Consider the following 26498-nt stretch of genomic DNA (forward strand, 5'->3'; position numbering starts at 1 on the left):
TTTGACGAAGAAGCAGGTGACATCATGGCATCTTTCCAATCCGAACCAAATCAAGGAGATAAGCGGACGAAGGAGCTCCGCTTATTTTTTCTTGCATGGCCAATATTTTTAGAAATTTTTCTGTTTATGCTGATGGGAATTGCGGATACGTTTATGTTAAGCGCCATATCCGACAATGCCGTATCGGGAGTCGGGGCGGCGAACCAGTATCTTCATATTGCGATTCTCGTCCTGGAAGTGATCGGCAACGGCGCGTCGATTGTCGTCGCGCAGTACATCGGTTCGCGGAAGCTGGTGGAGGCGGCGAAAATATCGGCATTGGCCGTTACGCTCAATTTAATCGTAGGTCTCGCAATCAGCGCCATCTTCCTCGTGTTCTGCGGCAGCATGCTGCAGGCGCTCAATTTGCAAGGCGAAATATTGACGCATGCCCGAAGCTATTTGTCTATCGTCGGAGGAGCGATTTTCCTGCAGGCGATTATCAATTCCTTGTCGGCTATCATTCGGGTTCACGGGTTCACGAAGGAAGCGATGTTCGTTTCCCTGGGCATGAACGTGATACACATTCTCGGTAACTATGCTTTGATCTTCGGTAAATTCGGTTTTCCGGAAATGGGCGTTCAAGGGGCGGCCATATCGACGGTCGTAAGCCGGGCCCTCGCGTTGATCGTGTTCTTCTGGCTGTTGTACCGCATCATGGCGGTAAGAGTCCAGATTCAATATTATTTCTCGCTGTCCAAAGAATATATCGCCAAAATTCTTAAAATCGGCGTGCCTTCCGCGTTCGAGCAGGTGATGTATCAGTTCTGCCAAATCATGTTTTTATATTACGCCACATTCCTGGGCGCTGCATCGCTCGCGGCTCGGCAGTACGCTTCGAACATTTCGATGTTTACGTATTTGTTCGCCTTGGCCGCGGGCATGGGGACGGCGATTATCGTAGGAAGGCTCGTAGGCGGAAACTACAAGGACGAGGCGTATCGCCGCGTATGGAAGAGCGTGCGTTGGGCCGGGGCGGCGACGCTTATTATGGTCGCGCTGGTTATTGCGCTGCGCGAACGGTTGATGGGCGTCTTTACGGATGATCCGGAAATTATTCGTCTTGGCGCCAACGTCTTGTTACTGAGCATCGTGCTGGAAACGGGGCGAACGGTCAATATCGTGCTAATTAATTCTTTGCGCGCCGCGGGGGATGCGAAATTCCCTTTGTGGATCGGCATGTTCTCGATGGTAGCAATGAGCTTGCCGTTAGGTTATTTGCTAGTGTTTCCTTTGAAACTGGGATTGGCGGGCATATGGCTGGCGATTGCCGCAGACGAATGGCTGCGCGCTGTCATCATGTTTTTCCGCTGGAAGAGCAGGGCGTGGGAGAAGCATGCGCTCGTGAAGCCGGATTCCCCGGAGCAAGGGGCTATGGCCCATACGTAACTAACTCCAAAATCTGCCGCTAAATCAAAGATATATCAGCCTATTGCTTCATTAGTGGTAAAAACTGGCGTTAATCTTTAGGAGATTGGCACATTTGCGAAGGATACCTGAAATTAGCTCCGCAAAATACCGCTAACTTCGCTTTCATGCGAATTTAAAGAAAATAAAGGTAGAATTTACCGCTAGTTGCCCAACCACATGGCCGCGATCGTCGATCGCGGCTTTTTCATTCAACGTTGCTCTCTACGGTCTCTTCTCTTCTACTTATTTGTACTTTTCTGTTTTGTCGGAAGTTCGCCGGAAGGCATTCCTTCGCCCTGGCGTTTTTTGTTTTTCTCGGCTTTCTTCTGGGTATCGTGCAGCTTCTCTACATAATCATGCGTACTGTCCATCCATATTCCTCCTCGTATAGTAACTGTCATTTGTTACTATAACCAATTCCGCGGCAAAGCATCCGGCTTCCGCTTGTGCCGGCCGAACGCTTGGCAATGAGGCCGTACGTATTGAACCATATATGGCGGTTTGTTATAATTTTGATGATATCCATGACCAAAGAAGGGGGCGTTTGCGTTGAAAACAGAAAAAAGCTCCTGCCCTCCCAATTATAAATCTTTCGGATTGGCAATTCAGGCGTTAGTGATGATGTCCAAATGCGAGAACCGTTGTCCCAGCGGCGAGATCGCAGACTATCTTCAATCGGAGCCCACTTTACTGAGACGCATTATGGCCAGGCTGGTGCAGAACAATATCGTCGAGACCCGGGAAGGCCGTGATGGCGGATATCGGCTTAAGAAAGCGCCTGAAGCGATTACGCTGGCGGACGTATTAACCGCCCTTGAAGGAACGAACCCATTGAAAGACAGTATGCTCGACTCGACGGGCGACCATGCCTTCGGACTTTGCATGAATTCCATATTTACCGATATATCGTCAGAGCTTGACAGCAGCATTGCCGGAGTGTTAAGCCGTTACACGATCAAAGATATCGCCGATTCGGCCGCCATCTGATCCAGATAAATCATATTGACAATCGATAGATGCCGCATTATACTGTGCTAATAAACGAACAGTTTCTTGCGATCTTAACTGTGTTAAATTTCACACAGATAACAAGGCGGCTAAGAAGCTTGGGAAAACGTTACATTATTAGGAGGTTGGAGAGCATGGCAACGACAAGTGTGAAAGAGAAAGATTTTATGACGGTTGTACGGGAGCGCCGTTCTGTGCGCCATTACGACCCCGCCGCGAAGATTTCGAGAGAAGAATTGTCCGATATGTTGAAAGAAGCGGCGCTTGCTCCGTCGAGCAGCAATCTGCAACCGTGGCGGTTTCTTGTATTTGACGATCCGGCAGTGAAAGAACGGCTGCTGCCGATCGCAAACAACCAGAAGCAAGTCGTAGATGCGGCTGCGGTCATCGCGGTGCTGGGGGATGTGCAAGGATACGAAAATGCCCCTAAAGTTTACAAAGCGGCTGTCGAAGCAGGCTATATGACGAAAGAGATCGCGCAAAATATGATCGAACGGACCTTAACGGGCTATCCCCAAATAGGGCGGGAAAAGCTGGAGCATATCGCTCTCATCGACGGCGGTTTGGTTAGCATGCAGCTGATGCTTGCAGCGAAAGCCAGAGGCTACGATACGGTGCCGATGGGCGGGTTTCATGCAGACCGGCTCATGCAAGAGTTCGAGATTCCCGAACGCTATGTTCCGGTCATGCTCATCGCGGTAGGCAAGGCGGCATCGCCCGGACATCCGACCACGCGGCTGCCGATCGAGGACATCACGTTTTGGAACGGGTTTGCCAAATAAATGATTCATCGTGAAAGAGACGCCAACCGGCGTTTCTTTTGTTATGACCGCTCTCGTCTTTTCCGTTTGCCGGTGGTTTTTTTGCGCCTTTTTTAGGTGTGGATGATCTTCGGGGACAGCTTGCCGTTTTCGGCATGCAAAGGCGATGGTGGACTAGGGATAAGTGCGTTCATTTCACTTGAAACGATATCGAAATACAATCCAACAATGCCGCAGGCTGCCGCTTGCGGTTTTTTTATTTTATCGGAGAGAGGAAGAAGAATTTGAATAAAAATGTGCTGCCAAAATATTCGCTTGAATCTCCGGCAAGGTGTAACTATAATTGTGACATATTGTAATCGGAGAGGATATCGCTTCGGCTAACGCAATTTCGGGCCGACGATCTACACGACGAAAGGTTGAATGCAGCTATGAAACATCAAGATCGACCGGCAGTCGGGCTCACATGGGGACAACGGTTGTCGATGGCCGTGATGCTAGGGTCCATGACTGCTATCGGTCCTTTTTCCATCGATATGTATTTGCCGTCATTGCCGATCTTGGCAAACGACTTGCATACGAGCACATCGCTCGCCCAGCTTAGCCTTACGGCTTGCTTGCTCGGCCTGGCGCTTGGCCAGCTGTTGCTCGGGCCGCTCAGCGACTCCCGCGGCCGCCGCAAGCCGCTTATCATTTCCTTAACCGTCTACGCAGTTGCGTCTGTGCTATGCGCGGCAGTGCCTTCGATTTGGGGGTTGATCGCGCTCCGTTTCATTCAAGGGATGTCAGGGGCCGGGGGCATCGTCATTGCGCGCGCTATGGTGCGCGATATGTATTCCGGTTCGGAACTGACCAAATTTTTCTCGCTGTTGATGCTTATTAACGGTCTTGCGCCGATCGTGGCTCCAATCGCGGGCGGCCAACTGCTGCAAGTGACGTCATGGCACGGGGTATTCGTCGTGCTGGGCCTGCTTGGTGTCGTCCTTGTTGCGACCGCCGCCTTCGGCTTGCGCGAAACGCTCCCGCCCGAGCGGCGTTCCATCGGCGGCGTCAAGACGACCGTATCCACGTTCGGCCGGCTCCTGCGCGACCGCGCGTTCATGGGGTACGCTTGCGCGCAAGGCTTCGTGTCCGCGGCGATGTTCAGCTACATTTCGGGCTCGCCGTTCGTGCTCCAGAACATTTACGGCGCTTCGCCGCAAGCGTTCAGCATTTTCTTCGCCGTCAACGGGCTCGGCCTAATCTTGGCGACGCAGCTTACGGGCCGCCTGGCCGCACGTTTTCATGAATCGCGGCTGTTCTTGGCCGGACTCTTGCTATCCTTATGCGGAGGCCTTGGCTTGCTCGCCATGATTCTGGTCAAGGCGCCGTTATTTACGGTACTGCTGTTCTTGTTCGTGTCCGTCTCCAGCACCGGTATGGTGAACACGGCCGGCTTCTCGCTGGCGATGCAGAGCCAAGGCAAATCGGCAGGCAGCGCGTCGGCTTTGCTTGGGCTGCTGCCGTTTATCGCAGGTTCCGCCGCGGCTCCGTTGGTTGGCATCGCAGGCAGCCAAACCGCCGTGCCGATGGGCATCGTCATCGCTTGCTGCGCTCTCGGCGCCATGGGCTGCTACCGTTTCATGATTCGGCAAGGCAAGCGTGAGTCGGTACGGCAACGTTCCGTTGAGGGTTAATCATAATTTTAATACGTTGTTCTGAGCATTCTACGAATTACCATTACATTTGGTTAAGTATATCTAAGTCTAAAAATGTTATAATGGTCATAATTAATCCTTAAAAGGGGTTGTATTTTATGACAATAAGTAAGAATCGTATTCATGAACTTATTGATCGTTTATCTGACAAAGATCTTGAGTTAGTTACCGATTTAATGGAGCGGCTTTCTCAGACAACTACTAGCAGAGAAATCCCTCTGGACGACGAACCTACTACTCAGGAGGATCTGGATGCAATTAACAGCGCTACTGAAGCATACTTAAAGGGTGAATTAATAAACTTTAAGGATGTAGAGCATGAGTTACGAAGTTAAGTTCTATAAGGATGCGTATAAAAGTCTCCGGAAACAAGATACGGTGACCCGTAATCGAATTCTAGATCTTATAATGCTATTATCGCAAAATCCAAAACATCCTGAACTTGACATTAAGAAGATGCAGGGCGTAGAAAATCGTTATCGACTTCGAGTAGGCTCTTTTCGTATTATCTATTCCATTCATGACGATGAATTAATTATTATTGTTATCAAAATTAGTTCGCGTAGGGATGTATATAAATCTTAGAGGTACTAAGCATATCCATGCACGATAGGCTGTCTGCTGGAAATTCCCTACAGACGGCCTCCATTTATTTCTTCCCCATGTAAGCTCCAACCTCATCCTGCCGGCCAAAATTCTCAAGCCTTTGAGGCTCATATACGCGAGACGTCGAACTTGGGAAACGGATCTCGAGCAGACGACCATCGCCCTTCCGGGTCAATGGCGCAAACAGAAACAAAATCGCTAGCAACAGGCTAGCGGGTATAGGAGGATCATTATGGATAATATTGATAAAAATTCCCAAGAAAGCGATTTTCCCAAGATGGGCAAGCCTGCGACACGCGCTCTCGCAAATGTCGGGTATTATAGGCTTGAACAATTAACCGAAGTGGCGGAAGCGGACATTTTGAAGCTGCATGGAGTCGGGCCTAAAGCGGTAAGAATATTGAATGAGGCTCTTAAAGAGAGAGGGCTGTCCTTTGCGAGAAAATAGAAATCCGGCTAGGCAATCAACCGTCATAAATTGTAATCATTGAATTCCCACTCTTGATGGAATTGCTCCAAAAAACTTTCCATGAACCGATGTCTTTGCTCTGCAATTTTCTTTGCAGAATCCGTATTGAGCAAGTCTTTTATTCTTAGTAATTTTTCATGGAAATGGTATATTGCAGTTTTTTCATTGGATCTGTAGTCGAGGTTCTCGAAACTCTTTCCCGGATGATGAATTTGCAGACCCTTCCATCCGGAGTAAGCGAAAGCTCTGGCAATGCCCACTGCTCCAATCGCATCGAGCCGGTCTGCATCTTGTACGATCTTGCCTTCCAATGTTTCCATGGGCGGATTTTTCCCGCCGTTATATGACATGGTCGAGATGATGGTCATTACTTCTTCCGTGATTCGATGCTCTACATTATGGTTTGTCAGCCATAGGAGGACTTTCGATAAACCAGCTTCTTTGGATACATTCAATTTTTCATCTGCCACATCATGCAAAAGAGCGGCTAATTCGCACACGAAGATATTTGCATGTTCGGCTTTGGCTAATTCAACAGCGAGCTTTCTAACACGTTGAATATGCCACCAATCATGCCCGCTCGGGTCAAATTCCAGTTGTTGTTTGGCAAACTTCTCTGCGGAATGAATAATGTCTTCCGGATGATTCATGAAACGACCTCTTTTCTTCTATAATTATCTTGTGATTTTTCACGCCAATGATGGGAGACAGATGATATGCAAAAAAATAAGCGCTTACTCGTTTCACTATTCATGGTACTAATAATCGCCGCTATTCTCGTACCCGTTTAAATTTCAAGTTTATACACATCGTTTCAGCAAGTCGTATTAGATCCGTTACAAGGCAAGGAAATTACTTCGCTCAATATTACTAGGATATCATCTGAAGACAGAAAAGAAATGATCGTATCCGATAAGAGTATAACGCCGGTGCAGGACGACATGAAACATAGATTTGGCATCGTTATAGAAGATAGTAAAAAAAGAGTCACCATTTTTGATAATGATAAAAGCAAAAATAGACTAAATTCTTATAAAATTACAAATGATTTTAATATTGTGAATCTTGAAAATGTTTTTAAGTAATCATTGCGGAACCGGTACAAAGAGATTATCGAAAAAGGCCAGCTCGAACTGGACCAAGCGAACAAGGAACGGGACGCGGCTTTGCAGGCGGAGAAGGATGCGTTGCCCCAAGATGAAGAGGGCTGACGTTCCGCAACGGAGCGGCGCCGGTTCTACAGGTTGAATCTGTAGCCGACGCCCCAAATCGTTTCAATATGCTGCGGCTTCGATGGGTTGCGCTCGATCTTCTCCCGCAGCCGGCTAATGTGAACCGTGACGGTCGCATTGTCGCCCATCGAATCCAGTCCCCATATGCGCTCGAACAGCTCGTCTTTGCGGAAGACCCGGTTCGGATGCGTCGCCAAATATAACAGCAAATCGTATTCCTTCGTAGTCAGAACGATTTCCTCATCCCTTACGAACACTTTGCGCGACAACTTGTCGATGAGCAGTCCTTGCATGCGGATTTGATCTTTCGAATGCCCGGCATCGCCGCCATGGCCGCCGGTCAATCGCTCGAATCGGGCGAGATGGGCTTTGACCCGTGCGACCAATTCGCCAACGCTGAACGGTTTAATAATGTAATCGTCCGCTCCCAGACCCAAGCCCATAATTTTGTCGACTTCTTCTTTCTTGGCGGATACCATCAAAATCGGGATGTTCTTCGTTTCCCGAATCCGCCTGCAAATTTCGTAACCGTCGACGTTCGGCAGCATCAGGTCGAGCAGAATCAAGTCGTAATGTTCGCGGAGCGCCTTATCCAGCCCGACATCGCCGCTTCCGGCGATCTCGACCGCGAATCCGCTCGCTTCCAGATAGTCTTTCTGCACCTCGGCAATGACTTGCTCGTCTTCAATGATCAATATCGTTTTCATACGCTTCACCTTCACCTTCGCCTGAGCGCCCTTCCGATTTTTTCAAAGTAAACGCGATCCGCGTTCCCTGGCCCTCCGTACTGTCCGCCCACACTTTGCCGCCATGCTCCTCTACGATCTGCTTCACGATGGCCAATCCCAGGCCGCTGCCCCCTGTACTCGTATTGCGCGACGGGTCCGCCCGGTAGAAGCGCTCGAATATATAAGGCAACGATTGGACGCCGATGCCGCGCCCGTTATCCGCAATCGCGACCGTCACTTCCTCCCGCCCGTCCTGCAGCTCGAAGGTTACCGCGCCGTCTTGTTTATCCATATGCTTCAGGCTATTATCCACGATATTGGCGACGACCCTTCCCAGTTTCTCGCGGTCGGCAATCGCATATACGGGGCGGGCAAGGCGATCATACTTGAATATTACGCCCGCATTTTTCGGATTAAGGCGCAGTTCGTCCGCATAATCGTCCAGCATCGCATTGATGTCGACCTTTTCGAATAGAAACGGCAATCGTTTCAAATCCAGCTTGGAATACATCATTAATTCGTCGATTAACCGATCCATATCCGACGTCTTCTTGTGAATCATATCGATATATTTCATCCGCTTCTCCGGCGTGTCGGCAATTCCGTCCCGCAGTCCTTCCACGCATCCGGTAATGGCGGTAATCGGCGTCTTAAGATCATGCGATATGTTCGAAACGAGTTCTTTCCGGTTCTCTTCGTATTGAAGCTGGATGCGGATCGATTCCCGCAGGCGCAGCCTCATTTCCTCGAAGGTCTGGCTTAATTCGCCGAGTTCGTCCTTCCTCCCCATCTTCAGTTCATGATCGAGATCGCCTTCCTTAATATGTTCCGCCGCTTTTTTCAGTTCGTTCAACGGCCGAATGATGCTGCGCGACACCAGATACGTTAACAGTCCGTTCGTCAGCCCGAGGACGACCAGCAAGAAAAGAAACAACAGCGGAAAGAACGATTGGGAGAATGCGGCATACTTGCCCGTATTTTCGAAAAAATAGACGGCTCCTTTGCTTTGGTCCGAATAGGTTGCTTGATATGCACTCACCGAATAGGAGTTGCCGTTCATTTCAAATTTATGATGTCCGTATCGCTTGCCGTACCCCCCGGATTCCAGCATGAAATCACTGATTCGCTCATACAGGTCGGGGGTGTCGATCATAGAGGATGCGTAGATCAGCCGATGGTCCTTTTCCACGGCAAACCCCGACTTCACTTGGCGCATTTCTTCATCCGCCTTGCGCAAAAAGTCGTCGTCCGTTAACAAATCCGGGTTGTACCGGCTTACCAAGCCGAGCCCCTCCGACCATTGGTTCAATTGCATCATGCCGTTCGCAAACTCTTGCAGCCTTCTTCCTTCGCGGATGGAAGATAGGCGATCATTGCCCATAAGATCTCTGAAGAACAAAGCGAACAGCAAAATGGAAGTCGACATAAACACGACAATGGGAATGATGATCATGGCAATATAAGACAACAGCAGCTTCGTGCGAATGGACATCTCGATTCTCCTTCGAGGCAGTTAAGGTCAATATTGTCTTTTCTCGAACAGATACCAACCTGCCATATAGGTTATTATACTAGCCGACAGTAAAAATGCGAATATATGGAACAATGTGCCGAAAGGCGTTCCGCTTCCCAACCATAACCGGTGCCAATCCGTGAAAGAGAAGATTGACCAGTCTGCGATTTGCGGATAAAAGAAAGGAAGCAGCTTGGCGGCAATATAGAGAATGATGCATAGGACGAGCGCGCTGGAACTGCTTCGGAACCATTGAGCGATGAAAATGGCGAACATCGCAATGGCGGCCATCGCGACGAAAGCGGCGGCGTATGCGATGATGCTGTTTCCAAGCCGGTCCGCTTGGAAGCCCCCGTTCATCAGAAAGCCGGACAAGGTGGATGCGATCCATATGACAGCGAGCAGAACGGCCAAATACATCCCGATGGCAAGCGCTTTGGATGCGAAAGCCTTCGACCGGGCGATTGGGCGCGTCAACAATTGCTTCATCGTGCGGGCGTCGATTTCCCCGGCAAAGATGTCGGCCGCAGTCATAAACAGAAACAGCGGCAGCAGCGCGGAAGTGAATACGCCGAGCATAAGGAGCGTGAAATCCGTGCCGCCGCCAAGCAAGACGCCGGTATTGCTCCGCATATTGCCAAGGAATATCGCCGCCGCTGCGGGAACAAGGACGGTCAGGGCGAGAATCCATTTCGTTTTTCTTTGGCGCAGCAGTTTCTCCGCTTCATTGAGCATGTTTGCGTATAAACTATGCATGGGCAGCACTCCCCTTAGCTTGTTGGATTTCCGAGAGATAGAGCTGCTCGAGGGAAGTTTGGCCTTCCCCCGTCAGTTCCTCCATCGTGCCTTGCCGGATCAGGGAGCCGCCGTATAGAATGCCGATCCGGTTGCATTGCCGCTCCATCTCTTGGATTAAGTGGCTCGAGATGAGAAAGGCGATGCCTTTCTCCCGGGCAAGACGCCATACCAAGTTGCGAAACTCGACCCGTCCTTCGATATCCAGTCCGTTCGTAGGTTCGTCCAGGATCACGAGCTCCGGTTCGGAGAGAAGCGCAAGCGCGATCGCGAGCTTTTGTTTCATCCCGAGCGAGTAATTGCGAACTTTCTCATGCGCATAAGGGGTCAAGCCGACGCATTCCAGCGTTTCCGCGATGCGCCCCGCCGGCAAATCGGGATAAAATCGGGCGGCCATTCTCATCTGATCGTAAGCGCTCATATATTCATAGGCGTCCGCCGTTTCAATGAGACAACCGACACGTTTCATCGCTTGTTCGAACCGTTCCGCAACCGGGTGACCGAATAACCGGACGTTCCCGCGATCGGGCGCGCATAATCCGGTGATCAATTTCAAAAGCGTCGTTTTCCCCGCTCCGTTCGGACCGAACAGCCCGAATATATCCCCTCTGTACACGGTTATGCTAATATCCCGTATGCCGCGCCCGTTTCGATGCAGTTTGGCTGCTTGTTCCACTTCTATAATCGGCTCCATTATGCCACTCCCTTTCCGGCTTTATGCCATGTTACGAACGGCGCCAGGAATGCTTCGCCAATTCGGGCTTGATCGTTTCCACGTTCTTGCCGTTCAAATCGACCGTGTCCGGAACGGTCCGGTTCAGTGCCGATAAACCGGCGTTCAGCGTGACGGCGATCTCATGCTCCGCTCCTCCCGCGTCCTTGCCTGTAACGACGACGGTTGCGGTTTGACGCTCAATATAATTATCCTTATCGATTACGGCATCCAAATGTATGGACTGTACTTGAATCGCGTCTGTCAGCTTGGGAAGATCGACGCGGAAATCGGGCGATGCCTCCGCGGATTCCGGTTGGTTATGCCAAGGGCCGAAATCTCCGGGATGAGAGCCTCCTGCATGCTTCAACATCAACGCACCGATCGCATTGACCGCGGCGGGAATCTGGCTTCCGTCCAGATGCAGCGAGACCAGCTTGCCGCCGTCCCTGCTGGCTTCCATCGTGACTTGATTCCGCAATTGCCCCATCAAGGCGTCGAGCACATGTTCCATATCGCTTTCTGCAAACGGCTTATCGCCGCGGTCGCGATGTTTCCGCTCTTTGCCGTCGTCTTCGATGACGCGGTATAGATCGCTATCGCCGGTTTTTACGATCGTTTTGTCCTTTTCGCGATAAGTACTGATTGCAATATCCTCTGTTCCCGCATTCACGCGCACGTCCGCGCTCGCGGCCTCTTGCTGGCGGCTTGCTTTGACGGACGACTCGATATTCAATACGTTCGTACCGTTGTCCGCTACCGATACGCTAACGTCGGCGGTAACGCTGGCGATCGAGTGCATGTTCTTAACCGCCGATTTATAAGCCTCGTAACCTGAACCGCTCGCCTTCACGGACAAGCCGCTTTGAACCAGCAGCAACGCTCCTATTCCGACGCCCGCCGCCATCACTAACCATTTTTTTTGCATATTGATTCCCTCCAATCGGTTGTTCGCCGGATGATTCCGGCTTCATATTTGATGATACCCGGCGGCTCTAAACCCCCTATAAACGAAATCTAAACAAAGTATAAAATCGGAATCGACCGATGTTTTCGCCGAAAAACAAAAAAGAGCATCCCGCGGATATCGATTTTCGCGGAAGCTCTTTGGAAAAAGATTGATTAAACAGATTTATTCACCGGATTGGAACGGATATAAGAGCCGGTTTCGGCAACAAGACCGATTACGGTGATGAGATAAACGAGCGTTAAGCCGAACGGAACAACCAGAAACGCTTGGTCCATGAAGATGTACCCGCCGATGAAGGCGACGAGGACGGTAGCGATTGTTTGAAATAGATAGGTTTTACTTTTGTAAAGCCATACATACGGCAGAAAATGGGCTCCGCTCATCATGCCGATCGACATCGGAATCCATTCCGGATGTTCGATATAAATGACAACCCAAATCGGAATGAAAAAGAGTTGAATGCCGCCGATCAAACCGCCGATGACACCGAGAGGATTCGACGACATGATATTGGCCTTCAACAGTTTTCCAAGCAAAGTGCCCAGCGGGAAAATGCTTCCCATGCCGATCACGGAGATAAGCGCCGTCAGCTTCTGCTCCAGAAAGAGTCCAAGCAAGCCCATCACAAACCAATATAACGCGCCTATGATGAAAAGCGGATACGCTTTTTTGGCCGTTCGGATCAATTCGTCCTTGAGCTGATCCAAATTCATGCTTTGATATGAGTTCATCTTATACGCCCCCATTAACTATGGAATATTTCGCTTATTATACTATATCTGACGCGTTATTGCGGGCGCAGCATATTGAACAGCAGGGATACATCATTGGCTGAGCCTACGGTAATGACCGTTTTGTGCGCCGGTTCGGCGAAGCGTTTCACCGAGTCCGCTTGGTCCAGAGTTGTGACGATGACGTCCGTGTTGCGCACCGCATCGTGCAGCATTTCCTCGGGCGACGAGATGTCAATCGTTTGAATGTCCGCGTCGGTCGTCCGTTTAATTTCGTCCAGGTAGAAGAAGCAGGAACTCGATTTGCATTCGAAGAATAGATAGCGTTTCTTCTTCTTCAGCGGTTGGCCGAAGAGCTGCATGTAGGCGAAACCGGACAACAGCACATTCTCGGTAGGATACCCTGCCTCGTAAGCCTCTTTAATCATTTTCTCCACGAACCCGAAATATGGATTGTTTCGTTTAAATTGCTCGATCTTGGCTTGATCGGCAACCTGAGTCCCCCGTCCCTTCTGAATCGTCAGGAGGCCTTCCTCTTTTAATTGAGAGTACACCCATTGGATCGTATTGCGATTAATGGAAAGCCGATCTGCGAGCTGATTGGTGGAAGGCAGCGTATCCCCCGGTTTCAGCAAGTCTTTCCCTATTAACCATTTGATTTGCTCCTTCATTTGCACATTGATCGGCAAGGGGGAGCGGGAATCGATTGTAAATAGCAAGTCTGAATGTTCCATTGCAGGGCACCCAACCTTCTCAGTTAACTAGTAATCCAGATATGTTAAGCTTAAACAATGAACCGCGAAAAATCAAGGAGCACGAAGGAAGGATGACAAAACGGAGCATAAATATTGCATAGATGCCGCAATACCGTGATAGATGGAGTTGACAATTCCGGCAAAAAGGAATATTATAAATAACAAGTTAACCAAACAACTATGTAATTGTACAATAAACAAAAATAGGGAGGAAAGAAACATGTCTGTTACAGCATTAACGAAAGATTCGTTTCAAGAGCAAATTCAAAACGGAGTGACGCTTGTCGATTTCTGGGCGGCTTGGTGCGGTCCTTGCAAAGTTCAAATGCCGATCGTCGAGCAACTGTCGGAAGAAATGAAAGGAACGGCCTCGTTCGCGAAAGTGAATGTCGACGAAGAGTTTGAAATCGCGTCCCGCTTCGGGATTACGGGCATTCCTACGATGATTCTGTTTAAAGACGGGCAAGCCGTGGACAAAATGGTTGGATTAACGCCGGCGCGCGCCATTCAAGCGAAAATATTAGAACACGCTAGCAACTAACGGAGCGGAAACAACGGGGCTGGAACTTCGGAATGCAAAGATGAACGGATGGAGGGAAACGAAATGTATACATCGATCGTAATCGGAACCGGGCCGAGCGGATTGACGGCGGCCATTTATTTGGCGCGGGCGGGCTTGAACCCGCTCGTGATCGAAGGGCCGGAGCCGGGAGGGCAACTGACGACGACGACGGAGGTGGAGAACTTCCCCGGCTTCCCCGAAGGCGTCATGGGACCGGAACTGATGGACAATATGCGCAAGCAAGCGGAACGCTTCGGCGCGGAATTCCGCAGGGGCTGGGTCAACGAAGTCGATACGTCGCAAAGGCCTTTTAAACTGCAAGTGGAGGGCATCGGTGAATTATCGGCGGAGACGCTGATTATATCTACCGGAGCTTCCGCCAAGCTGCTCGGGATTCCCGGCGAGAAGGAAAGCATGGGCCGCGGCGTCAGCACATGCGCGACATGCGACGGCTTCTTCTTCCGCGGGAAGAAAATTATCGTTGTCGGCGGCGGCGATTCCGCGATGGAGGAAGCGAATTTCTTGACGCGTTTCGCGACGGAAGTTCGTCTGGTGCATCGCCGCGAGGAACTGCGCGCCTCGAAAATTATGCAGGATCGCGCGCGCGCGAACGAGAAAATCGCTTGGAGCTTGAACAGAACGCCGCTCGAGGTCGTTTCCGGAGATAACGGCGTGCAAGGATTGAAAGTGCGCAACAACGAGACCGGCGCCGAGGAAGTGATCGAAGCGGACGGCATCTTCGTCGCGATCGGGCATACGCCGAACACCGGCTTCCTGAACGGCCAGCTCGATACCGACGATCTCGGCTACTTGCTCGTACGTCCCGGCACGACCGAGACGAACATTCCCGGCGTATTCGCTTGCGGAGACGTGCAAGACCATCAATACCGACAGGCGATTACGGCAGCCGGCAGCGGGTGCATGGCCGCGCTCGATTGCGAGAGATTTCTTGAATCCAATCCGCTGCAAGAAGCGGTTCATTCTTGATCACATGGACATAGAACGGTGCCCCAAGCCCGGTACAGCCTTTCCAACGGCTGATACCGGGCTTTTGCTCGTGGGGCCGTTTGCTGATGCGGAGGCGAACGGGTTCATTTTTTACTAATTAAGGCACATTTTGTTGCTATCCGCACAAGTTTTTTATAAAGTCAGTATTGAGCGGTTTATTTATGTTACGCCAAAGCTGCTGCGATGGAGTGTGGAAAGGTTGAGACAGGGTGCATAATAAAATTTTACTGGTGGAAGACGACCGGGATATCGTGGACATGGTGCGGCAATATTTAACGAAAGAGGGCTTTGACGTCACGGCGGTATACGACGGCGAAGAAGGGATGGAAGCGTTCCGGAAGGAACGTTTCGATTTGCTGCTGGTCGATATTATGATGCCTAGACTGGATGGGATCGAATTGGTCAAGATCGTCCGGGAGACAAGCGCGGTGCCGATTCTAATCATGTCGGCCAAGGACAGCGATATCGATAAGGCGCTCGGACTGGGCTTCGGGGCCGACGATTACATCGCCAAGCCGTTTTCCATGATCGAGATTTCCGCAAGGATTAAGGCCGCGATCAGGCGAGCGACGAAATACGCGGCCGACGCGCTGCCGACGAAACCGGATCGGATCGTGACCGTCGGCGGTTTAACGATCGATTTGGATAATTTCTCGGTCGCCAAAAACGATAAGGAACTCAAATTAACCTCGAAAGAATTCGATATCTTGAAATTATTCGTCACCAACCCGAACCGGGTGTTCACGAAAGCGCAAATTTACGGTTTTGTATGGAACGATGAATATTACGGCGATGAAAATGTCATTAATGTACATATGAGAAGGTTGCGCGAGAAAATCGAAGATGAGCCGTCCAGCCCGAAATACATTAAGACGCTATGGGGTATCGGCTATAAATGGGAAGGCGGTTAATATGGTCGTCTTTCTTTCGATCGCAATCGTTATTCTGCTGTGCGTCGTTGTGGCGCAGTATCGCGCCGGCCGAACCAGAAGCGCAAGCCTGCGGCGCGTCCATGAACAGCTTCGCCGGATTGTTGCCGACGGTACAAGCGAGAAGGTGCTCGCCGTTACCGGCGACAAAGAGCTGATCCCGTTATTGGTCGCCATCAACGATTTGCTCGAAACGAACCGAGCCAATGCGGCTCATGGATTGAAAACGGAAATGTCGGTGAAGCGGATGATATCGAACATTTCACATGATCTCAAGACGCCGCTCACCGTCATACAAGGTTATTTGGAAACGTTAAAACTTGACCATACTATGAATGCGGCGGAAAGAAACGCACTCCTTTCCAAAGTGCATCAAAAAACGATCGAAGTATTGGGATTGATCCATAAGTTTTTCGATTTGGCCAGGCTGGAATCCGGCGATAAGGATCTTCCCTTGGGCAGAATCGATCTGAGCGAGGTATGCCGGAGGAAAATATTGCAGTTTTACGATATTTTATCGGGGAAAGGCTTGGACGTGCGGATTCGGATACCGGATGTACCGGTATATATATTAGGCAACGAGGAAGCGCTGGACCGCATACTGGACAATTTGATTTCCAATGCGGTAAAGTATGGCGGCGACGGAAACGTGATCGGGTTAACGTTGCGGTTCGACGATTCCTATGCCGCGATCGACGTTTGGGACAAGGGAAGAGGCATCGGCGAGATGCATAAGGACAGGGTGTTCGAGCGTATGTATACGCTTGAGGATTCGAGAAACCGGTCCAACGAGAGCAGCGGACTCGGCCTGACGATTACGAAACGGTTGGTGGAGAAACTGGGAGGCACGATTCATGTGAAGAGCAAGCCCGATGTGGAAACGGTGTTCTCCATCCGTTTCACTAGATTGACATATTAACCTATAGCCAAAAGGAGCCGTTGATCAACTACATGTATACAATTTTTAAAACTCCTGAAGGAGAACAGCGTTTTCATGACGCTTACAGCAAAATTTTGTCCGTTTGGCCGGTTCCCTACGATACGCTGGATATTTCGACCCGTTTCGGGACGACTCATGTCATCGCATGCGGAAAGCCTGAAGCTCCCCCCTTGCTCCTGTTGCATGGCATGACCGCAAATTCTACGATGTGGAAAGAGAATATCGCCGATCTGAGCGGCCGATATCGCACCTATGCCGTCGATGTGATGGGGGACTTCGGGAAAAGCGTTGTGACCAAACCGTTGCAATCCCCGGAGGATTGCAACCTTTGGCTAAGCGACGTTCTCGACGGGCTCAGATTGGGAAGGACGAATGTATTGGGACATTCCATGGGGGGATGGTTGGCGCTGAATTTTGCTCTGCATGCGCCCAGGAAAGTGAATCGCCTCATTCTGCTCGCTCCGGTCGGGGCGTTCTATTCGATTCCGCTGCAGTTTATGTTCAAAGTGTACCCGGCCTTGCTGCTGCCGAGCCCGCGGAGAATTGAACGGGCATGGAACTGGTTTCTGGCGAAGGGCAACCGGCTGGACGAGCTTGCGATGGGCCAAGCCGTGGAAGCGTATACTCATTGCCGCATGCTGCTTAAAGTAATACCGAAACGGTTTGCGCAAGAGCAGTTGCAGCAATTGGCGGTTCCGACCCTGTTCCTCGTCGGAGAGGAAGAGGTCATCTACAATGCCCGCAAGGCGGCCAAACTTGTCCGTAAACTGATTCCAACCGCGGAGACGGAAATCGTTCCTCGCGCCAGCCATTGCTTGAATGCGGAACAAGCGGAAATCGTCAACGGGCGTATCTTGCGCTTCCTGAATCAATAAGACGGACCTATGGTCCGGGGGTTATAGAAGAAGCTTATGGAGTGAATACCGAGGGGATTCGTCTCTATAAGCTTTTTAACGCTAGGGAGCTTAAGAAATTTGTAAGAATCGGGTAAGAAAAAAGATAATCTCATCTTTTAACATAAGAAGCAGCGAAGAGAGAGAGGAGATAGAAACATGTCCTATATATTGCGGACTCATCATGTCACGAAAACATATCAAGGCAAGGAAGCCGTGTCGGATGTCAGCATGAATGTAAGAAAAGGAGAAATCTACGGGTTTTTAGGGCCGAACGGGGCGGGAAAAACGACCATGATGCGCATGATCACGAATTTGGTGAAGCCGACCGGCGGCGAGATAGAAATATTCGGCGAACGATTGGCCGACGCCTCGTACGGAGTATTGGGGAGGATAGGTTCAATCATCGAGTACCCGATTTTCTATGATAGACTGACAGCCTATGAAAATTTGGATATTCATTGCGAGTATATGGGCTATCACAACAAGAAAGCGATTGGCGAAGCGCTGAAACTGGTCAATTTGTACGGAATCGAAGGAAAAGCGGTCAAGGACTTTTCGCTTGGCATGAAGCAAAGATTGGGCATAGCGAGAGCCGTCTTAACGAAACCGGAATTGTTGATTTTGGATGAACCGATTAACGGCCTCGATCCCGTAGGCATTAAGGAACTGCGCGATTTGTTCAAGGTATTGTCGCGGGAATATGGAATTACGCTTTTGATCTCCAGCCATATTCTAGGCGAAATCGAGCAGATTGCCGATACTGTCGGTGTCATTAACGGCGGGAAAATGATACAAGAAGTGTCCATGGAGCAGATTAAGGAAAGGAACGTCGATTATATCGAATTGACGACGGACGATTGCGCCAAAGCGGCGTTTGTGCTGGAACATCATCTGAACATATCCAACTTGCGCGTGATCGACAACCGCTTCATCCGGGTGTACGACGGGGGATTGAACCAAAGCGAGCTAACGAAGTCGCTCGTTATGCACGATATCGCTATTGAATCGATCCGGAAGCAAAACAGCTCGTTGGAGGATTACTTCTTGCAATTGTTGAATGGGGGTGAAATGAGTGCTTAAGCTAATGAGATTGGAAATGCGCAAGTATAAGCTTGGCGTTTACATCCGCTCGGCCTTGATTGCCAATCTAATCATTTTCGGCTTTTTATGTCTTATCTCCTTTGTGGAGAAATTCGAGGGCGAGGCCATATTTACGGATTACGCGACGGCTTTCTTGCTCATCGATACGATCGTCAGAGCGACGTTTCTCGTTTTCGCATCGGTACTTATGGCTCGCATAGTCATAGGCGAGTTCAATAACAAATTGATAACGGTATTGTTCATGTATCCGATCAACCGGATCAAATTGATGCTCTCCAAGCTGATTATTGTTGTCCTGTTTACCTTTATATGCATGATCGTCTCAAATGTATTGCTGTACGCCGCCTTCTATATCTTCGATTCTTTTGCCGATGTCGTTCCGGCAAAGCTAACGGCATCGTTGATCGCGCAGAAGGCGGTATGGATCCCGATCGACGCCGCATTGAGCAGCATGATCGCTTTGATCCCTCTCTATTTCGGAATGAGAAAATATTCGTCCGCGACGACGATCGTATCTTCCTTCTTGCTTGCAATCGTCGTCTGCCAAGATACGAACGGCTTTTCCGTCTTTACCTCATTCATTTCGGTAGCTGTTCTGTTGGCGGGGGTCGGCGTATTCCTCGCGTTTCTGTCGATCAGAAAGATCGAGCATGCCGATGTGGTGTAGATCACGCCTCCGTATATTTTTGTCGTTTTGTGCGTTTGAATGAAGCCATTCTTTCAACTCTAGCATTTTCTAATACTATCTTAGTAAAAAGGAGTTGAAAGAATTGGCGGATATCGTAACGATTCGAACGAGACGGGATCAGGCAGGAGTACGGAGAATCAGCGGGGTATGCGTGATCGGCAGCTCCGCGCCATGCCAAGGATTCCTGGTAGTTGGGCGGCGTTTCGCCCCGGCTCGCAGATGCCTGCTGGAAAACGGTTTTGTGATTGTTTTCCAAAGCGGCGGAGTTTTTGTGTTCCGGCGCAAACGGCGCAGCCAGCGCAAACAGGGTAACCAGCGCAATCAGGCCAACCAGGGCAACCAGTAACGATCTAATCGAAAGGAACCCCGCTTCGCGCGCGTGAAGCGGGGTTCTTATTGCCCTTAACGTTCCGGTTCATGGCTGCTGCGGATCCGATCGCGGAAATCCTTGGGCGTTACGCCCGTTTCCTTCTTGAATACGCGGTTGAAGTGGCGGATATTCGCAAATCCGGTTTTTTCGGCGATCACGGCGATTTTGTCGCCGGTGAAGGCGAGCCGCTTTTTCGCCGCTTCCACGCGAATTTCCGTCAGTTTTTCGATAAACGATTTGCCGGTACGTTGCTTGAACAACGTGCTGAAGTAGGCGGGGTTCAAATAAACGGCGTCGGCGACTTCCTTGAGCGTGACGGGCTGGTCGAAATGCCGCTCGATAAAGCGCAGCGACTTATCGATCGGACCGGACTCGAACGGGGCGGTTCCGCCCCCGATGCATTCCGTCAATCGAGTTAACAGGGTCCGGCACGCTTCAATCAATTCGTCCCGAGCCGATAAGGAACATACGTCAACCAGAACGGAGCGGATGTCTTTCTCGCCCAGCCAACGTTTGGAAATGCCAAGCTCCAGCGCGAGCTCATAATAATGAATCAATAATTTGCATACTTGCTGATGCACCGCTTCCGGATTTTTCGCCTGCCGGCACAGGTCGGTGATGACCGTTTCGACGCGCCTGCTCGTTTCCTCCGGCCGTCCTTCGTTGATCGATTGTTCCAGCGCCTCCCATGACCATTTTTTCATGCCGGTTTGAACCGCCCGGCCGGCCGCCGTTTGCGCATAGTCGAGCACTTTATCTCCTCCGACGATCAATCGGTATAACAAGGCGATCTCCGCTTCATTGTACGTTCGCGGGATTTGCCGAATCCCCTCCGCGGGTTGTCCCATCCCGATCGTCACGGTCAGATTGGACAACGATTTGATCTGTTTTCGAATCGTTTCCGCCGCTTCAGCGATATGATCCATTGCGGAAGGATGGGGCAAATTCAGCAGCCCCACCACATCGGTATCCGACATGACGAAGCAGAACGCTTTCGCGCGCCTGTTCAAAATTTCCTGGGCAAATTGCTGAATATACAGATGAAATAACGAAGGATCGGCCCGCTTGAACCGGTCTCGATCGACAGAACTTTTATCCATTTTAATCACGATGCACATATAGTAGGGATGCGTAAAATCGACGCCGATTTTTTGCAACAGTTGCAATTCGCTCTCATGCATGCTCCCCCGCAAAAAGCCGGCGATCAGATGCTCGCTCACATGCTGCCGGATCAAGTAATCTTCTTTCGGCGCGATGGCTTTCGAATCCCGCTGCGCCTTGTTCGCAAGTTTCCGCTTCATCTCGCCGAGCACGCGTGCCAACTCGTCGCGTTCGATCGGCTTCATGACGTAATCTTTGGCGCCTTGCCGGAGCGATTGCCGCACATAGGTGAAGTCGTCGTAACCGCTGATGACGACGCATAGCAGATCCGGAAAACGTTCCCGGGCAACTTGCTGCAGCTGAATTCCGTCCATTCGGGGCATGCGGATATCGGTCAAGAGCACTTCGGGCTGCAGCGTCTGCAGCATGTCGAGCGCTTCGTACCCGTCCCGCGCTTCCCCGACCACTTCCCAATCTTGATCCATGGCGGAAATCATCGAACGCAACCCTTTGCGGAAAATCGTCTCGTCGTCTACAATCAAAATTTTAGGCATGCAGAAACCTCCTCCACGTCTGCGGCCGAACCGGGGTCACAGGTTGACCGGCAGCGATAACGTGACCTTCACACCCTGAAAAGGCATGCTCTCCAAGGCGACTCCGTAACCGCAGCCGAAATGAAGCACGATTCGGCGATGCACGTTTAACAATCCGTTTCCCGTCGTGCCTCCCACATCTTTCGTTTCGCGCAAGCGCCGCCGCACTTCTTCCAGCTGTTCGTTCGTCATGCCGATGCCGTCGTCTTCGACGACGATGTACAGCGTGCCGCCGTCTTGCCGGCTCGACAGCCGAATGCAGCCGTTCCCGACGCCTTTGTCCAAGCCGTGATTAATCGCATTTTCCACGATCGGTTGAATCATGAGCGGAATAACTTTGCAGCGAAGAACGGCTTCGTCCGCCTGCATGTCAAAATGGATTCGATCTTCATACCGCATTTTTTGAATCGTCATATATCCTTTTACATGCTCGAATTCTTCCCGCAGCGTTACTTTCTCTTTCCGGTCGCTCAGGCTGTACCGCAGCAAGCGGCTTAAATTATTCGCCATCGTCACGATCTCGCGGTTGCCTTCCACTTCCGCATACATGCTGATGGAGCCGAGCGTATTGTAGAGAAAATGCGGGTTAATCTTGCTTTGCAATGCCGCAATTTGCGCGTCCTTCTCGCGGATTTCCGTCTCATACAACAAATATCCGAGCTCGCTCAGCTTCGAAACCATCATATTGAAGGCATTGCCCAGATGCCCGACCTCATCCCATTGCGTTACCGGGAACGAAACGAGAAGATCGCCGCGCTCCACCTTGCGCATTAATCTTCGCAGCTTGCGCAGCGGCATCGTGATGCGGTAAGCGAGAAAGACCGAGAGCAGCAGCGCAAGCCCGATGCAAATCGTTCCGATCAATAGAATCGAATTGCGGACGACGACGCTGTCCTTCATCAGCTCGTCCACCGGCACGACGCCTACCGTCGTCCAGTTCGTGACCGGCGACGTCACATAGGCGGCGAGCAGACGCTCGCCTTGATCGCTCAGATGAGATACCCCTTCGCCGCTGAGCGCGCCCAGGCCCGACCATACCTCGGAATTGGTTTTGCGGATGACCAAATTACCGAGTTTGTCCGTAATGTAGAGAGACTCTCTCTTCCCCAGGCTGACTTGGGATAAAATTTGCATAATCAGCTTCGGATCGATATCGATGACGATGTAGCCAAGCGTCTTGCCGGTATCGAAGCTGCGCAGCTCGCGGGCGATCGAGAACACCTGATAGGCCGTGCCGCCGGTCGATTTCACCTCATGGGTCGTAATGAACGCCGGTTGCCCGAATTGGCCCTGGGCTTTCTTCAACCAATCCGCGTTGTCGTCGAGCTTATAGGTCGTCACGTACTGGCTTTCCGGCAGCACCACATAGGAGGCGCCGTTCTCGCCATACAATGAAACGCCCATAATATCGACTCTTCCGTTGAGGAACACTTTGGAGACGAATCCGTTCAATTGGTCGATCTCTTCCAAGGTGAGCGGCTGCCCTTGTTCCCGGGGGGCTTCCAAATAGTCGAGAATTTCTTGATATTGATAAGGCATGATGGAGAGGCGGTTCAATTCATTCATATAGGTATCGATATTTAACGTCGCCTGCTTTAACGTTTGAAGCTGGTAATCCCCGACGTTCTTTTCCATCGTTTTCGTAAAGCTGGAGAAAGCGAACATCGCGATAATGCCGAACGGAATGACGATGAGAATGAAGTTGATCCAGATCAGCTTTCGTGCCAGTTCCTGATTTTTAAACCGTTGCAAGGCGGTTCGAACGATTCTCATGCTTGTCTCCTTATTTGGCTAATTCGCTATTGACCCGCTTGGCCGCCGCGCGCAGCGTTTCCTCGGGCGTTTGCCGTCCGTAGTTCATCTTCTCGAACTCCTTAATGAGCCATTCGACAACGGTCCATTGCTTCACATGGCGCGGCCAATAAGCGACATAGTTGGCGGTTGCCGCATAATCGCTTCGGTATTTCAAGCCTTGAAACGCATCGCTCCCGAGCACCTTCGTCGCGCTTGGGACATGCCCCGCCTCCGCCCACATCTCGCCATGCTCGACGATCCATTGGGCGAATGTCGCAACCGCCTTCCGTTTGGCATCGGACATTCCATGCTTGGTAGGGATGGCCAGCGTATGCGAATCCCCCCATACCGCAGGACGATCGTACAATACCGGCATGGGAACGACGCCGAAATGAAGCGCTTTATTATGTTCGAATGCGCCGGTGCCCCACATTCCGGTAATGAGGACCGCCGCTTTGCCGTCGTAGAACATTTTGAAGGCATCGTTAATGTCCGGCGGAATGAGCTCGGAACGGTACAGGTCGTGAATCAATTCGAGCGCTTGCAGCGATTGGGGGTTATCGAACACCGCCTTGGTGCTATTCTCGTCGTAGAACGCGCCTCCGCCTTCCATCTGGTTGTACAAGCTCCACCACAGCCATACCGAGTCGATGCGGGTGCTTGGCTGCGCCATCGGGGCGACGTCCGGCGGTACGGCAGCTTTGATCGCTTGCAGGAAAGCGACGAACCCTTCCGGCCCCGCCTGGATGACCGGTTTCTCATCGGTGCCCAATACGCCGGCCGCCTGCAGCCACGTCTTGTTGTAATACATAACGAGAGCGTGCGTATCCAGCGGCACGGCGTACGGAATGCCGTCGTATACGGTGGATTCGAGAATGTTCGCATTGAATTCGTCCCAGCGCAGGCCGACTTCCTGCGCGGGTACCGTTAAATTTTCGATATAGTTGTTCTGTACGAATTGGGGCAAGATTGTCGTATGAATGATGGCGACATCCGGGGCGTTGCCGGATAGGATCGCGGTGCGTAACCGGGAATAGTATTCGTCGAGCCGCGAGTTCACTTGAACGACTTGAATGCTGCCGTGTTCCTTGTTAAACCGTTCGACCATTTCGGTCATAAACTGGTTGTCCCCGCCGCTGAACGGCGTCCAATATTCAAGCCGGATCGGCGGTTCTTTGCCGGGGCTTGCGTCGTTCGGGCGCGGCGCTTCATCGGCGCATCCGGACAAGATGACGGCAATGAGAACGATGGCGAGCCGCAAGCCCGCCTTTCCCGAGAAAATCGCAACAATCTTCATGCCGATGCCTCCCTATCGCTTTCGTCGATCGCCCGAACGAATCATCGCGTAATATCGATATAATCAAGGTTCAGACGACCCGTTGCATTTTCAAGTGTAATGACATTCGTCCCGGACTTCAACTTCATTTCGACGGCCGCAACGATGTATTGATTGCGTTCCGTTGCTGGGATGGCGAGCGATCGCTTCTTCCCGCCGTCCACCTTGATATCGAGCGCGGCATCGCTTCCGGACGGATTCGATACGGCAAGCCCCAGCCGGTATGTTCCGGGTACAGGCACGTTGACTTGGGCGAAACGAAGCGCCGTCCCTTTACCGCCCTCGATTTGCGCGATGCCGGAGCCGGAGGCGTGCGGATGGTCTGCCGTCGCCGCCATAGATTCGGCTTGCGCGGACTCCGCCTCGTACCGGGGAATTTCAACGGCTTCCACCTGCAAGCCGTCATCCGCAAGCGGGAATCCGATGTTATTGTGGCCGGACTGCAAAGGCACGAAAGCATACGCATAACCGGGCGCATCCGCTTCGGTCGCCGGCAGCGCGGCCGTGCCTGCTTGATCGCCGTTTACCCATATGTCGAGCGAGCGCGAAGCCCCGGCTGGATTCCGGTAATGGATGAGCAGAGGCGCTTCGGTCTCGACGCTTGACGGAATGAGATCGAATTCAAGCTTGCCGGAAGCGGCGTTCGCATGTTCCGCCCGGAACACGCCCGAGCCCGCAGGATTCGGAATCGCCGTATCGAGCGATAACGGCTTGCCGAAATGCGGCGTACCGTCTTCGTTCCATTCGATCTTCTGCGCGCGCGCTTTGCGGTTGTTCCAACCGTCCGTATAACCGCTCGTGGCATGGTATACGATCCAATGCTCCGTGCCGTCCGGGGACGCGACGAACGTATTATGTCCCGGGCCGTATACTTCCGCCTCTTCGTCCATTTGCAGCAACGGCTGCGCCGATTTCGTCCAGGCGGACGGATCGAGCGGATCTCCGCCCGGCGCAAGCGCGAGCATGCCGAGGCTGTAGAACGGGGTCCAGCTTCCGGCCCCGGAATAGACGATAAACAGCCTGCCGTCTTTTTTCAGGATCGCTTGCCCTTCGTTGATGAACGGCGGTCCCCCGGCTTGTTCCCATTCCAGATCGGGCTCGGACAACAATACTCTCGGCCCGCTAATGGTGAGCGGATCGCTCATCGGGGCGATATACGTATTCTGCCGGATGTTGACATCGCCTTCCCAGCCGGACCAGACGAAGTACAGCTTATTCTCATGCTCCACCGCCAGCCCGTCGATCGCCCAGCGGTTCGTTTCGTCGGTTACTTGGCCTTTGAACGTATAGTCGCCCATGGGATCCTCTGTATCGGCTTCCAGCGCGTACATGCGATGATTCTCGTTCGCCCCGTCGTCCGCGGCGAAATAAATATACCATCTGCCTTGCAAATGTTGAATTTCAGGCGCCCAAATGCCGGACGAGTACATCGTATCCGGCGGCGGATACCAGACGACTTTCCGCTCCGCTTGGCGAAAATCGAGGGTCCGCGATTTCATGACCATAATATCCGCTCCGTTATGCGTAAACGTCATATAATAGTATCCGTTCGCGTAGACAATGCTGGGATCCGGCGTATCGATTTCCGCCAGCGTATTTTTGAATGTGCCGCCGTGCCCGTTGTACGGCGCGTTTGCCGTTTTGTCTCCGATGCCGTTTGTTGCCAATGACCATCCCCCCCATAGAAGCAGAGCGGCGGCGCATACCGCCGCGACAAGCAAGATGCCGGTTCTTTTCGCTTTCATAGTTCCCCC

28 protein-coding genes are annotated in these 26498 nt (G+C 51.5%); 15 read left to right on the forward strand and 13 right to left on the reverse strand.

Annotated elements, in window-relative coordinates; all coding sequences use genetic code 11:
• Positions 1-24: 24 nt before the first annotated feature.
• Positions 25-1428, forward strand: coding sequence for an MATE family efflux transporter (locus KQI79_RS03755; protein ID WP_216536885.1), 1404 nt, complete (start codon positions 25-27; stop codon positions 1426-1428).
• Between the two features lie 260 nt (positions 1429-1688).
• Here KQI79_RS03755 and KQI79_RS03760 read toward each other — a convergent pair whose 3' ends face one another.
• Entirely contained in the window at positions 1689-1820 is a 132-nt protein-coding gene (locus tag KQI79_RS03760) for a DUF4023 domain-containing protein (RefSeq protein WP_216536886.1), read from the reverse strand.
• 178 nt (positions 1821-1998) lie between these two features.
• Between KQI79_RS03760 and KQI79_RS03765 the strand changes: the two genes are divergently transcribed.
• The 6 genes from KQI79_RS03765 to KQI79_RS03790 all read left to right on the forward strand — a co-directional run bounded on the left by KQI79_RS03765 (position 1999) and on the right by KQI79_RS03790 (position 5969).
• Complete coding sequence (locus tag KQI79_RS03765; RefSeq protein WP_216536887.1) at positions 1999-2436, forward strand: RrF2 family transcriptional regulator; 438 nt, start codon at positions 1999-2001, stop codon at positions 2434-2436.
• Between the two features lie 155 nt (positions 2437-2591).
• Positions 2592-3239, forward strand: coding sequence for a nitroreductase family protein (locus KQI79_RS03770; RefSeq protein ID WP_216536888.1), 648 nt, complete (start codon positions 2592-2594; stop codon positions 3237-3239).
• 410 nt (positions 3240-3649) lie between these two features.
• Positions 3650-4894: a multidrug effflux MFS transporter gene (locus KQI79_RS03775; RefSeq protein WP_216536889.1), complete on the forward strand. Its 1245-nt coding sequence runs from the start codon at positions 3650-3652 to the stop codon at positions 4892-4894.
• 119 nt (positions 4895-5013) lie between these two features.
• Entirely contained in the window at positions 5014-5250 is a 237-nt protein-coding gene (locus tag KQI79_RS03780; protein ID WP_216536890.1) for a hypothetical protein, read from the forward strand.
• The gene (locus KQI79_RS28150) at positions 5234-5500 is read left to right on the forward strand and encodes a type II toxin-antitoxin system RelE family toxin (protein ID WP_216536891.1); all 267 of its coding nucleotides are present in this window, start codon (positions 5234-5236) and stop codon (positions 5498-5500) included. The genes KQI79_RS03780 and KQI79_RS28150 overlap by 17 nt, the downstream gene beginning before the upstream one ends.
• A gap of 253 nt (positions 5501-5753) precedes the next feature.
• Positions 5754-5969 (forward strand): helix-hairpin-helix domain-containing protein, encoded by a 216-nt coding sequence (locus tag KQI79_RS03790; RefSeq protein WP_216536892.1) that lies wholly within the window; start codon positions 5754-5756, stop codon positions 5967-5969.
• Positions 5970-5992: 23 nt separating this feature from the next.
• Here KQI79_RS03790 and KQI79_RS03795 read toward each other — a convergent pair whose 3' ends face one another.
• The 8 genes from KQI79_RS03795 to KQI79_RS03830 all read right to left on the reverse strand — a co-directional run bounded on the left by KQI79_RS03795 (position 5993) and on the right by KQI79_RS03830 (position 13405).
• A complete protein-coding gene (locus tag KQI79_RS03795) occupies positions 5993-6640 on the reverse strand; it encodes an HD domain-containing protein (RefSeq protein WP_216536893.1) in 648 nt (215 codons plus the stop codon).
• Between the two features lie 587 nt (positions 6641-7227).
• Positions 7228-7929, reverse strand: coding sequence for a response regulator transcription factor (locus tag KQI79_RS03800; RefSeq protein ID WP_216536967.1), 702 nt, complete (start codon positions 7927-7929; stop codon positions 7228-7230).
• The gene (locus KQI79_RS03805; RefSeq protein WP_216536894.1) at positions 7907-9442 is read right to left on the reverse strand and encodes a sensor histidine kinase; all 1536 of its coding nucleotides are present in this window, start codon (positions 9440-9442) and stop codon (positions 7907-7909) included. The genes KQI79_RS03800 and KQI79_RS03805 overlap by 23 nt, the downstream gene beginning before the upstream one ends.
• Positions 9443-9469: 27 nt before the next feature.
• A complete protein-coding gene (locus KQI79_RS03810; RefSeq protein WP_216536895.1) occupies positions 9470-10219 on the reverse strand; it encodes an ABC transporter permease in 750 nt (249 codons plus the stop codon).
• A complete protein-coding gene (locus KQI79_RS03815) occupies positions 10212-10952 on the reverse strand; it encodes an ABC transporter ATP-binding protein (RefSeq protein ID WP_216536896.1) in 741 nt (246 codons plus the stop codon). The genes KQI79_RS03810 and KQI79_RS03815 overlap by 8 nt, the downstream gene beginning before the upstream one ends.
• A gap of 31 nt (positions 10953-10983) precedes the next feature.
• Positions 10984-11898, reverse strand: a complete 915-nt coding sequence (locus KQI79_RS03820; RefSeq protein ID WP_216536897.1) for a hypothetical protein — start codon at positions 11896-11898, stop codon at positions 10984-10986.
• Between the two features lie 194 nt (positions 11899-12092).
• Positions 12093-12671, reverse strand: a complete 579-nt coding sequence (locus KQI79_RS03825; RefSeq protein ID WP_216536898.1) for a DUF7010 family protein — start codon at positions 12669-12671, stop codon at positions 12093-12095.
• 56 nt (positions 12672-12727) lie between these two features.
• Positions 12728-13405, reverse strand: a complete 678-nt coding sequence (locus KQI79_RS03830; protein ID WP_216536899.1) for a GntR family transcriptional regulator — start codon at positions 13403-13405, stop codon at positions 12728-12730.
• 241 nt (positions 13406-13646) lie between these two features.
• Here KQI79_RS03830 and trxA point away from each other — a divergent pair, with 241 nt between their 5' ends.
• The 8 genes from trxA to KQI79_RS03870 all read left to right on the forward strand — a co-directional run bounded on the left by trxA (position 13647) and on the right by KQI79_RS03870 (position 19896).
• On the forward strand, positions 13647-13967 hold the full coding sequence (gene trxA, locus KQI79_RS03835) for a thioredoxin (protein ID WP_216536900.1): 321 nt from the start codon (positions 13647-13649) through the stop codon (positions 13965-13967).
• 63 nt (positions 13968-14030) lie between these two features.
• On the forward strand, positions 14031-14975 hold the full coding sequence (trxB, locus tag KQI79_RS03840) for a thioredoxin-disulfide reductase (RefSeq protein ID WP_216536901.1): 945 nt from the start codon (positions 14031-14033) through the stop codon (positions 14973-14975).
• 230 nt (positions 14976-15205) lie between these two features.
• Positions 15206-15907, forward strand: coding sequence for a response regulator transcription factor (locus tag KQI79_RS03845; RefSeq protein WP_216536902.1), 702 nt, complete (start codon positions 15206-15208; stop codon positions 15905-15907).
• Between the two features lies 1 nt (position 15908).
• Positions 15909-16844, forward strand: a complete 936-nt coding sequence (locus KQI79_RS03850) for a sensor histidine kinase (protein WP_216536903.1) — start codon at positions 15909-15911, stop codon at positions 16842-16844.
• A gap of 32 nt (positions 16845-16876) precedes the next feature.
• On the forward strand, positions 16877-17740 hold the full coding sequence (locus KQI79_RS03855; RefSeq protein WP_216536904.1) for an alpha/beta fold hydrolase: 864 nt from the start codon (positions 16877-16879) through the stop codon (positions 17738-17740).
• Positions 17741-17917: 177 nt separating this feature from the next.
• Positions 17918-18841: an ABC transporter ATP-binding protein gene (locus KQI79_RS03860; protein WP_216536905.1), complete on the forward strand. Its 924-nt coding sequence runs from the start codon at positions 17918-17920 to the stop codon at positions 18839-18841.
• Positions 18834-19529 carry an ABC transporter permease gene (locus tag KQI79_RS03865; protein ID WP_230192152.1) on the forward strand — a complete coding sequence of 232 codons (696 nt, stop codon included), beginning with the start codon at positions 18834-18836 and terminating at the stop codon, positions 19527-19529. Before KQI79_RS03860 ends, KQI79_RS03865 begins: the two co-directional genes overlap by 8 nt.
• A gap of 103 nt (positions 19530-19632) precedes the next feature.
• The gene (locus tag KQI79_RS03870) at positions 19633-19896 is read left to right on the forward strand and encodes a hypothetical protein (protein ID WP_216536906.1); all 264 of its coding nucleotides are present in this window, start codon (positions 19633-19635) and stop codon (positions 19894-19896) included.
• A gap of 56 nt (positions 19897-19952) precedes the next feature.
• Here the strand turns inward: KQI79_RS03870 and KQI79_RS03875 are convergent, their stop codons facing one another.
• The 4 genes from KQI79_RS03875 to KQI79_RS03890 are packed head-to-tail and all read right to left on the reverse strand — an operon-like array spanning position 19953 to position 26489.
• Positions 19953-21575: a response regulator gene (locus KQI79_RS03875; protein ID WP_216536907.1), complete on the reverse strand. Its 1623-nt coding sequence runs from the start codon at positions 21573-21575 to the stop codon at positions 19953-19955.
• Positions 21576-21611: 36 nt separating this feature from the next.
• Positions 21612-23387, reverse strand: coding sequence for a cache domain-containing sensor histidine kinase (locus KQI79_RS03880; RefSeq protein WP_216536908.1), 1776 nt, complete (start codon positions 23385-23387; stop codon positions 21612-21614).
• 10 nt (positions 23388-23397) lie between these two features.
• The gene (locus tag KQI79_RS03885) at positions 23398-24705 is read right to left on the reverse strand and encodes an ABC transporter substrate-binding protein (protein WP_216536909.1); all 1308 of its coding nucleotides are present in this window, start codon (positions 24703-24705) and stop codon (positions 23398-23400) included.
• Between the two features lie 41 nt (positions 24706-24746).
• Complete coding sequence (locus tag KQI79_RS03890) at positions 24747-26489, reverse strand: family 43 glycosylhydrolase (RefSeq protein ID WP_216536910.1); 1743 nt, start codon at positions 26487-26489, stop codon at positions 24747-24749.
• Between the last annotated feature and the right edge of the window lie 9 nt (positions 26490-26498).

The sequence above is a fragment of the Paenibacillus sp. MSJ-34 genome (assembly GCF_018918005.1).
Classification (GTDB): Bacteria; Bacillota; Bacilli; order Paenibacillales; family Paenibacillaceae; genus MSJ-34.